The organism is Bradyrhizobium jicamae (assembly GCF_001440395.1).
In the GTDB taxonomy this organism is placed as follows: Bacteria; Pseudomonadota; Alphaproteobacteria; order Rhizobiales; family Xanthobacteraceae; genus Bradyrhizobium; species Bradyrhizobium jicamae.
Map to the genome: position 1 here is coordinate 1 of NZ_LLXZ01000061.1, position 8904 is coordinate 8904.

General features: G+C 60.3%; 11 protein-coding genes and 2 pseudogenes. 6 read left to right on the forward strand and 7 right to left on the reverse strand.

Going from position 1 to position 8904, the window contains the following annotated elements:
- Positions 1-298, forward strand: a 298-nt coding sequence (locus CQ12_RS45645; protein WP_210180588.1) for a hypothetical protein, incomplete at its 5' end; no start/stop codon positions are given.
- A 371-nt stretch (positions 299-669) separates the two neighbouring features.
- The gene (locus CQ12_RS43585; protein ID WP_157088112.1) at positions 670-1005 is read left to right on the forward strand and encodes a hypothetical protein; all 336 of its coding nucleotides are present in this window, start codon (positions 670-672) and stop codon (positions 1003-1005) included.
- Positions 1006-1996: 991 nt separating this feature from the next.
- On the opposite strand, the gene CQ12_RS10010 is transcribed toward CQ12_RS43585, so the two are convergent.
- Positions 1997-3328, reverse strand: coding sequence for a caspase family protein (locus CQ12_RS10010; protein WP_057835140.1), 1332 nt, complete (start codon positions 3326-3328; stop codon positions 1997-1999).
- Positions 3329-3341: 13 nt separating this feature from the next.
- Positions 3342-4244, reverse strand: coding sequence for a DUF4399 domain-containing protein (locus CQ12_RS10015; RefSeq protein WP_057835141.1), 903 nt, complete (start codon positions 4242-4244; stop codon positions 3342-3344).
- Between the two features lie 248 nt (positions 4245-4492).
- Between CQ12_RS10015 and CQ12_RS10020 the strand changes: the two genes are divergently transcribed.
- The 4 genes from CQ12_RS10020 to CQ12_RS10035 all read left to right on the forward strand — a co-directional run bounded on the left by CQ12_RS10020 (position 4493) and on the right by CQ12_RS10035 (position 7101).
- A complete protein-coding gene (locus CQ12_RS10020; RefSeq protein ID WP_057835142.1) occupies positions 4493-5368 on the forward strand; it encodes a formylglycine-generating enzyme family protein in 876 nt (291 codons plus the stop codon).
- 20 nt (positions 5369-5388) lie between these two features.
- The gene (locus CQ12_RS10025) at positions 5389-5805 is read left to right on the forward strand and encodes a hypothetical protein (RefSeq protein WP_057835143.1); all 417 of its coding nucleotides are present in this window, start codon (positions 5389-5391) and stop codon (positions 5803-5805) included.
- A gap of 269 nt (positions 5806-6074) precedes the next feature.
- On the forward strand, positions 6075-6308 hold the full coding sequence (locus CQ12_RS10030; protein ID WP_057835144.1) for a DUF6894 family protein: 234 nt from the start codon (positions 6075-6077) through the stop codon (positions 6306-6308).
- Between the two features lie 580 nt (positions 6309-6888).
- Positions 6889-7101 carry a hypothetical protein gene (locus tag CQ12_RS10035; RefSeq protein WP_157088113.1) on the forward strand — a complete coding sequence of 71 codons (213 nt, stop codon included), beginning with the start codon at positions 6889-6891 and terminating at the stop codon, positions 7099-7101.
- Positions 7102-7263: 162 nt separating this feature from the next.
- Here the strand turns inward: CQ12_RS10035 and CQ12_RS47635 are convergent.
- The 5 genes and pseudogenes from CQ12_RS47635 to CQ12_RS42075 all read right to left on the reverse strand — a co-directional run.
- A pseudogene (locus CQ12_RS47635) lies at positions 7264-7431 on the reverse strand (transposase); the annotation flags it as partial.
- Between the two features lie 81 nt (positions 7432-7512).
- A pseudogene (locus tag CQ12_RS47640) lies at positions 7513-7693 on the reverse strand (IS256 family transposase); the annotation flags it as partial.
- Entirely contained in the window at positions 7669-7899 is a 231-nt protein-coding gene (locus CQ12_RS10045; RefSeq protein ID WP_057835147.1) for a hypothetical protein, read from the reverse strand. The pseudogene CQ12_RS47640 and the gene CQ12_RS10045, both read right to left, overlap by 25 nt.
- On the reverse strand, positions 7896-8087 hold the full coding sequence (locus tag CQ12_RS42070; protein ID WP_083519220.1) for a hypothetical protein: 192 nt from the start codon (positions 8085-8087) through the stop codon (positions 7896-7898). The genes CQ12_RS10045 and CQ12_RS42070 overlap by 4 nt, the downstream gene beginning before the upstream one ends.
- A 42-nt stretch (positions 8088-8129) precedes the next feature.
- Positions 8130-8348: a hypothetical protein gene (locus tag CQ12_RS42075; RefSeq protein WP_083519221.1), complete on the reverse strand. Its 219-nt coding sequence runs from the start codon at positions 8346-8348 to the stop codon at positions 8130-8132.
- Positions 8349-8904 lie beyond the last annotated feature (556 nt).

Below are 8904 nucleotides of genomic sequence, written 5' to 3' on the forward strand. Positions count from 1 at the left end.
GGGTGTGTGGGTATTCATTTCAATCGACAATTTTTGGACGCGAGCACCCTCGCTCAATGAATTAGTGCTTTGCGGAATTGGCCCGGCGACCTGGGTCGCCGCCGCGGCACTCGGCATCGCGCGCGCCATGCTGTCCGAGCTCATCACATTGGCGTTCCACAAGGCGCCGCGGGGTTTCCGGCTCGCAGACAATGCGGTCATGCAGGCCGACCTGGCACGCGCGAAAGCGCGGCTCGGCTTGGCGCTCGCCTACCTCATCGACACGCTCACAATGCGGAGGCCGGCGACGTGGCGCTGATCGACGTCACCAATCGGACCCGCGTGCGACTAGCCTGCGCCGACGCGATCCCGGGCGCGGTCGAGCTGGGAAACTTCGCAAGGGAGCGGGCGTCGACGCGATCTTCCCGGGCAGTCCGTTCGAGCAGCGCTTCCGCGACATGCACACGCTTTGTCAGCGATCCAGGCACGCACCCACCATTTTGCTGTGAGAGCAAAGTCACACACACAGCGTAAACCCAACGGTGCGTGGCCAAAGCTGACTGCCACTGAGGGGCGCCTGTGATTTCTGTCACAGATAGAAAACCTAGCGTCCGATATCAAACACGAGTGAGGCGCTGGATTGCTTTGAGCCAGATGTTGTTCACATGCAAACCCCTGAGGATCAAAGTCATGAGTGAAATGCGTGAACTGATCGATGCGGAACTCGACGCCGTGTGTGGAGGGTATCGCCGGGGCGGTGACGGGTGTCACGCAGATCACGGACATCTTCACGGGCATCACGGACAACGCGGGGGCATGGAGAATCAGGGGAATCAGGGACTCTTCGACTTCGGCAATATCGGCAGTTTCAGTTTCGGCAATTTCAGTTTCGGCAATATCATCAATTTCGGCAATATCGTCATACAGCCGACCATTGCGTTGCAGATTGGTGTGGCTGTCGGCGATAATGCCAGCGTCACACAGCTGCTCAGTCAGCTGAACTTCAGCTCTATCGCCTCGCACTAGATTGCGGATGCCCGCACGCTCCTTGGCTGCTCTCGATCGCGTTCAGATAAAAACTCAATCGAGAATTTTCATGGACACGACCCGAGCACGCTCGCTCAAGGCATTTCGGGAAGGGCTCGACACGGTGTCGATGCCCAACGAGCGTACCTGCCCAGAAATGCCTCCCACTACGCGCAAGTTCGTATCCATTCCGATCTCCTGACCGCCCAGGTCAGCGGCGGATGGAAATTTGTACGATTTGATGACCACTTCCTACAGTCGCTCCGTTCGCCGGCGGCGGGCTGGAGTGTGGAGGCGATATCGTGGACGCGGCCGCCGCTGCCAATGATACCCCGTCCAGATGATCGACACCTCGATTGTCCGCGTGGATCAGCATGGAGGGGTGCATCACCCGGAACAGAGTTCAGTCGATGGGACTGTCTGGCCATGCCGCAACCGGCTCCGAGGCAGCAGGCGCAGAACGAGCCTGTTCGCGCCGAAGATGCCTGTGCCCGCGATACGGCGCGTCTCGTATGCTTACGGTGCCACATATGCCGCAAATCGGATTCCGATCGCGCCAAAGGCGAAGCGCTCCGCACGGTTGCTGCTGAACAGTGGAGGTGACGAAGATGAAGCGCCCCCCCCCCCACGATACCGCACTAGTTGTCCCGATCACGACAGCCACGTGTTTGACGCTTCATCCAACGCCGTTCACCGTGAGTCGCCTGGCGTACGAAATGGTCAGGTCATCGCGCTTGGTCAGCTTCCCAAAATCCTTGGGAAGCCTTGAATCACTGTTCGCCGATTTTAGCCACTACGATTGAGTACAAGCCCTGGTCAGCTATACCCGCAACACCGGCCCTGCGCGGCCTACAGCATGATCCGGAAAAGTGTGTAGCGGGTTTTCCGAAAAGGTCATGCTCAAACAAAAAGATAAAGCGTGATGACGATTCGAAGAAACGTCATCACGCTTTAGCCCGATACCGATCGCTGGTTTGCCCGGACAGCCGGATCAGGGGGTGACGCTCTCGCGCAGTCGGCGGATCTGGGACCGGAGCTGTTCGCAGCCCAATTCCTTCTCGAACTTGGTAATCGCCTCGAATGTAGGCTGCTCAGCGCGCAGGCGTGCCAGACGCGCCGTATCGCGGGCACAGGCATCTTCCGCGCGAACAGGCTCGTTCTGCGCATGCTGCTGCCTCGGAGCCGATTCCGGTGCGGCATTTACGCCAGTTGTATCGCTGACGAAACTCTCGAAGAGGCGCTGCACTTGCGGGCGCAGCCGGCTGCAGGCGACCTCGCGCTGGAGCTTGACGATCTCGTCGGGCACAGGGTTGGAGCGCAGACGCGCCAGCCGCGTCTCGTCGCGGACACAGGGGTCTGCGGGCTCGATCGCCGCCTGGGCCCCAAGCGGTGGTCTGGGGGGCTCCCCCTTCGCGGCTGGCGGCGTGATTGCTGGCGCCGTCGGATTGACCCCGGCAACACTTGGCTTTGGCAGGGCCGGAACCGAAACCGGCGGGGAACTCGGCGCAGCCACCACAGGCTGCAGCACCGGCGCGACATTTGGCGGATCCGGCACCGGCACCAAGGCGATGGTTGTGCCGCCGAGAGAGCCATAGATGAACGGTTCCTGCCGTCCGCCGGTCATGGCGATAACTGCATCGCGGACGCGGCCAAGGGCGATCCGGATATCGACGCCGGGCGCGGCAAGGTGCCGCAGCAGCGCGGTTGCGTAGGGACTGTTGAAGCCGTCGCCGTCATAGGAAATCGAGCCGGCCTTTGCCGCGTAGGCCACCAGCGTATCGGCGCTGACTTCATCAAGCTTCGCCAGCCCGCCTCTGGAAGTCGCGCGGCCTGCGGAGCGCAGTTTGGTCGCGAACGGGTTGTCGCGACAGGCGTCGAGCAGGATCAAACGCAGGCGGCGTACCGGCTGAAGCGCCCAGATGATGCGGTCGAGTGCGATAGCTTCATCGTCGACGTCGTAGTCGCGGCTCAGCTTGGCGTCGACCGGTATCAGATAATTGGTGCCGCTGATCTCGATGCCATGGCCGGCGTAATAGACCACCGCAATATCGGCGTTCTCTGCCGTGATGAGGAATTCGCGCACAGTGCGCTTGAAGTCGACGACGCCGAGATCAGTGCGTGAAAAGACGGCGTCGAAGCCGATCGACTTGAAAAGCGCTTCCATCGAATAGGAGTCATTAGTGGTATTGGGCAGCGTGGATGCGTTCTTGTAGGCGGAGTTTCCGATCACCAGCGCGACACGACGCTCCGCTGCGGCCGCATTGGAGAACATCGCGCCGATGGCGAGACAGAGGCCGAAAATCATGAGTTGGCGCAGTTTCATGGCTGCATCAATATCAGTAACTCCGCCATGGGCGATGGCGTCGCTTGTAGCGCTTCCGAGGCGGCTGGCCGCTCTCCGTCACGTTGACGGTAATGACTTCCGAGTAGACTGCCGGATCGTGCGGCACGTGAGCGGCGTCGGCAAACAGCAGGCGCAGCTTGTGCTGGCCGACCGGCAGGGTGATCTTCGCCTCGGTCTGGCCGGCGCCGAAATGCAGATGGTTGAAGTCGTTCGGGGTCGGTTTGTCGAGCGGCGGCATCTCGGTATCGATGAGCAAATGATGGTGGCCGGTGTTGGGCTTCTCCAAGCCCGCCGGTGCCACGCCCATGTTCAGCAGGCCGAAGCGGATAACCGGGTTACGAGAAATATAGGCGCCGTTCTTGGGATAGATGAAATAGACCTTGGCATCCTTCGGCGAGGGTTGACGTCCGCCTGAAGCAGGTGGTGCCGTCTGCGCCGCTGCGGGGGCGGTCTGCTCGGCTACCTTAACCTTGATCCGTTCGGATATCACCGGAGGCGAATGCGGAACGTGATTCTTGTCGGCGAACACGAGCTGCAACGTGTGCTCGCCGGGCGTCAGCGAAATCTCGGCCTCGGTCTGTCCCGCGCCGAAATGCAGGTGCTGGAAGTCGTTGGGGGTTTCGACATTCAGCGCCGGCGTCGGCGCGTCAATGATCAAGTGATGGTGACCGCTATTGGCCCGGTCCGAACCTGCCGGCGCTACGCCCATGCCACGCAGGCCGAAATGCAGAGTGGTCTTGGGTGGCAGCGTGTCGCCGTCCTTCAATCCGATGAAATAGACGGCCGCCCCCGCCGGCGACGGCGTCGGTCCGCCAGCTTGGGCCTGTGCGGCGTGGCAATGCATCAAGCCGGCGATAAATGGAACCAGGACTGATGGCAGGAAGCGATTCATCATCGCGCTCTTCCCAATGTCTGGACCGCAGCAGTCGCGGTAATCTGAAAAAAAATTGCAAAACCTAGTATTATCCCGTCAGGCAAAGCGAGCGGGTCGGGCAAACGATATTCCTTTGCCGCCCAATGTAAATCCGAAATTCCTCGGTCGGAACCGTCGCCTTGCCGGTTGAGGCTGGATGAAGCATGTTATGTCCATTTGAATGTGACATGTCATACTGTCGATCGTTCAGGCCTACTGGAGATCACAACATGAAATTGGCCGTCTTGTCTGTGATCCTCCTCACATCGCTAGTGGAATTGGCGAGCACTGCGGCGATCGCCCAGCGAGGGCTGAGCAGCGGCCAGTCTGCCGACCCGCCGTCCGCGCCATCCAACACCAGGGTAGCTCAAAATGGTGCCGCTCTGGATCCAGGAGAACTATTTCGCGATTGCGACAATTGTCCTGAGCTTGTGGTGGTGCCGCCGGGGGATTTCGTGATGGGGTCCAATGAGACGCCCTATGAGAAGCCCGAGCATTCGATCAGCATTCGCAAGCCCTTCGCCATCGGCCGCCGCGAGGTGACGTTTGCGGAGTGGGATCAGTGCGCAGATGCTGGCGCTTGCAAGGCGCGTCCCGACGATCACGGCTGGGGACGCGGCGACCGCCCAGTGATCAATGTCAGCTGGGAGGACGCCAAGCTCTTCGTCGCCTGGCTGTCGCAGAAGACCGGACAAAAATACCGTCTTCCCAGCGAGGCGGAGTGGGAATATGCCGCGCGCGCGGGGACCAAGACGCCGTTTTGGTGGGGACGAGAGGTAGGCGCGGGTAAGGCACAGTGCGATACCTGCGGCAGTCCGACCAAGCAGCGGGTAGTGCCCGCTGGCTCGTTCCGGCCAAACGGCTTCGGGCTCTACGACACATCAGGCAACGCGGCAGAATGGGTCGAGGATTGTTGGAACGACTCCTATCGCAATGCACCCAAGGACGGTTCGCCCTGGATATCGGGCGACTGCCGCCTGCGGGTGCTGCGCGGGGGTAACTTCCTGAGCAAGGCCAGCGACGTCAGATCTCCAGCGAGGTTTCGCTACGACGTTGACGTGCGCTACTATGCCAACGGCTTTCGCGTCGCGCGCGAGTTGCAGTGAGCGTGAAGGGTGCGGGAAGGATGCGCACGATCGTCGCGGTGATACTGACGTTTGCCGCTGCGCCGGCCGCTTTGGCGCAGTCCTACTCGTTCAGCGGGAAAATCGGCTATCTCCACGAATGGGAGATGACGGGAAATCTCGCGAAAACGGTAACGCGCCTAGGTGCGGACTATTCAGGGGCGATGACGCTGCGACACGTCGGCCTGTGCAGCGTCAATGGCGTCGAGCAAAAGCAGGCGCATATGCAGCTGAAGGTTTCGTCCGCACGCCTGGAAGGCACGTTGGTCATGGACGACGATCGATGCCGCATCGTGGCATCTGGCTCATCTGGATCGGGGCTGCTGACCTGCCGCCACGGACAGGGCGTTCCGATCAATCTCCTGATCGGCCCGGCGGTCGAGACCAAGGCGACTGATCGCGTCGGCAGCAATCCTTGAACAAATGGTCGGACACTTTTGTCCGTCAGCGAGACAGTTGTCGAATCGCGGCGTCGCCATCAGCAGCCACAATGCTTGTATCCTCGACCGTTGCGTATCGCAGTCTTTTGGGCCTTGAGGGCGCCACGAGCTTGCAATTTCATTTTTGCGAACGCTGACGAGCCTCAACTACCCTGTGAGCATGATCACAGACGATCTCTTCTGCGGCCTTGTATGGCTCCGATATACAGGGTCGACCCTGCTAACCAGGATGCTCAGAGGAGGCGTAAATGGCTCAGGTCTACTTCCATTTCTCCAACGCCCGAGGCGTGTTGATGGATCGTTGCGGTACATCCGTGTCCGACCTGATCGAGGCGTGCGAGAAGGCCACCAGCAAGGTGCGATCGGTCATCGCAGCAACCAACCTTGAAGATTGGCGTGATTGGGCCTTGCATGCCATCGATGAGGCCGGCGATGAGCTTTTCATCTTGCCCTTCGCATTCGTGCTCGGCAAGCCGCACTGAGGACGTCATGCTGTCGAAGCTGCCGTCATTCATGCATTTTCACCAGTGCTTGAATGCGATCGCGACGATATTCCTCCGAGGTGCCTTCGTTGGAGCGATACGCGCGCAGCGGCATTTCCGTTGCAGTCCGCACACCATCTTGAGAGCAGCCCGCGGCTCCTGGCGCGACGCAAGGTCGTGCATCGAATTCGCTCGCAGGGCGCGCCGTTCGCGCGACCGTACAGCATGAAGCCGGGGCTACTGTAGCAATCTTGCCGCGCTCATAAGCATCTCGCGTGACCGCTGTAAGCGGTCCCCAGGCTGCAGCGTCGGGGAAACTTGAATCACTGTTCGTCGATTTATCCCATCATGCAGACTCTAGGAGCATGGCCGTGGCGACGACGGCCCTGAGGACGCCAGCTGGCTCACAGCGTAAATCCAACAGGTTATGACGTAGCCAAAGCTGACTGCCACTGTGGGGGCGGCCGTGAGTTCTGTCACAGATGGAAAAGCCAGCCTCGTGTATCAAACAAGCATGGTGAGGCGCTGGCTTGCTTCAAGCCAGATGTTGTTCACATGCAACCCCAAAAGGAGGGAATTCATGAGTGAAATGTATGAACTGGTCGATGCGGAACTCGACGCGGTGTGCGGAGGGCTCTTCGACTTGAACAATCTGACAGGCAATATCGTCGTACAGCCGCAGATTGCTACGCAGGTTGGTGTTGCCGTCGGCGGCTTCAGTGTCTTCGGTAACGGTGGTTCCGCTAACCTCACGCAGCTGCTCGCTCAGGCGAATGTCAGCTCGATCGGCTAAGTCACCGATGCCCGCACACCCCTTGGCTGCTCCCGCGGTGTGCGGGTACTCTTTTCAATCGAGAATTCTCATGAACACGGATCCCGTCGCGGGATTGGTAGGAATTGAAGGTGGCATGGTCTCGGAGGTGATCAACCTCGGATCATTCGGCGTTGGAGCGCTCATTCGCATGATCGGTTCCTCGGCCAGCGAGCGGGCATTCCACGTGTCCCAGCTGCTCTTCACCTTGCGCCACACCCGGCCCACCGTGTCCTTGCCGATGGCGCCAGCAAACAGAGCGCTGAGGGCGCGGCGCACCCGCCGCGTGTTGGCGCCGGCCAGGTAGCAGGACAACGGCATGGAAGAGCAGGCGCTGCGGGTCTACCATCGCCGCACGCTGGCCGCCGATGCGCTGATCGCCAGCTGCTTTCCGGAGGTGTCAATTCGGGCACGTGGGACCGCAATCTTAATCGGCCCGAAGCTGCTGGTCAGCAACCGCAACCGGCTGCCGTGCCGATGACCCGCAATGCCGAACGTTCCCTCACATCCGGCGCGGACGCGCAAGAGCCGCAGCGAGCACGCAGCGGATCAATTCTTCAATAGATTTCCGCGCGTCCGGGGAAGCTGCCATGCCGCCAGGCGCTCGGCAGGATGCTGGTTCATCCACTCGGCGAGCTGCGGCGCACCCATCAGGCAGGACTGCATCGAGACGTCGGCGAAGTCCGAGGTGGTGACGACCTGCTCGCGGCAATTTGTCGGAGAAGCGCGGCAATTTGTCGGAGAAGAGAGACTGCAGAGCACGGCGATGATCTTGATCACGACAAGAGACCCTCGTCGCTGCGATGGGCATTGGCGCCGCCGACCGTATGCCTTATCGGTGCCTTGTCATGCTGCTCCCTGACCGGATCAGCCGGCGGGAAGATGCTGTCATATTTCGCGCGTGCTTCTTGAATTAAGCGGGCTCGGTCGCACTCAGATTTTGGGGAAAATCGAACAATATCGCCCAATATGCGCTCCTCATGGTGGGGGCTGCGAGGCTGACCATCAGGTCATGTACACCACTCGGGTTCAGCGCTGGCAGCAGCCGATCGAGCGAGTGCTTTCGCTGCATCGACATGCGAAGCTTTCACAGCTCTCCGTTCGTAGTCGTCAGCAAGGGCCTTGAGCTGACCGGCAATCGCCCGGTCTGTCATGGTTTCGGCATGGCGGAGCAAAGTCCGTGCAGTCTCCAAATATGCATTGCCTCGTCGTGAGATCGGAATCGTCATGAAGCCCTCGCTCGGTTGTCTTGCAGCTGGTCCAGGGGATCCGGAGCCAGCCCACCCAATTGCGGTCACTTTCCCTGCGAACTCTGAAGCGATCGACACTTAGCTGGACGGTGTAGCCGTCGTGCGTGCCATCGGGAGCACATTTCAATTCACTAAACGAGCCTGCTGATCGCGAACGCAGCAAGGAGAAACACCAAGAGAATTGCAAACTCTGGCATGACGTCGCTCCTATCGTGATCTCCGAAGTACCGTAGATGCCCGAGGCGACCTTGATCGTTCGGGATCTATTTAGAGAAACACTGCGATTGGCAGCGGAATCGCTTTTGATGGACCCGGCCGGGCCATCCCCTGTGGGATGAGCATCTCTCGGCAGGCAGGCACGGGTGCGCTCGTTGCGCATCGACACCGTGTCGAGACCCTCTTTCCGTAAGTCCGTGAGCGAGGGTGCTCGTGTCTATGAGAATTCTCGATTGAAATGAGTACCCGCACACCACGGGGGAAGCCTGGGGTGTGCGGGCTTCCGTAAGTTAGCCGATCGAGCTGGTGTTCGACTGCG

Excerpts from the sequence above, each read along its gene's own strand:
- CQ12_RS10025 (WP_057835143.1), top strand. The coding sequence starts at position 5,389 with ATGCGCACGATCGTCGCGGTGATACTGACGTTTGCCGCTGCGCCGGCC.
- CQ12_RS10015 (WP_057835141.1), bottom strand. The coding sequence starts at position 4,244 with ATGATGAATCGCTTCCTGCCATCAGTCCTGGTTCCATTTATCGCCGGC.
- CQ12_RS10030 (WP_057835144.1), top strand. The coding sequence starts at position 6,075 with ATGGCTCAGGTCTACTTCCATTTCTCCAACGCCCGAGGCGTGTTGATG.
- CQ12_RS42075 (WP_083519221.1), bottom strand. The coding sequence starts at position 8,348 with ATGACGATTCCGATCTCACGACGAGGCAATGCATATTTGGAGACTGCA.
- CQ12_RS10020 (WP_057835142.1), top strand. The coding sequence starts at position 4,493 with ATGAAATTGGCCGTCTTGTCTGTGATCCTCCTCACATCGCTAGTGGAA.
- CQ12_RS43585 (WP_157088112.1), top strand. The coding sequence starts at position 670 with ATGAGTGAAATGCGTGAACTGATCGATGCGGAACTCGACGCCGTGTGT.
- CQ12_RS10035 (WP_157088113.1), top strand. The coding sequence starts at position 6,889 with ATGAGTGAAATGTATGAACTGGTCGATGCGGAACTCGACGCGGTGTGC.
- CQ12_RS10010 (WP_057835140.1), bottom strand. The coding sequence starts at position 3,328 with ATGAAACTGCGCCAACTCATGATTTTCGGCCTCTGTCTCGCCATCGGC.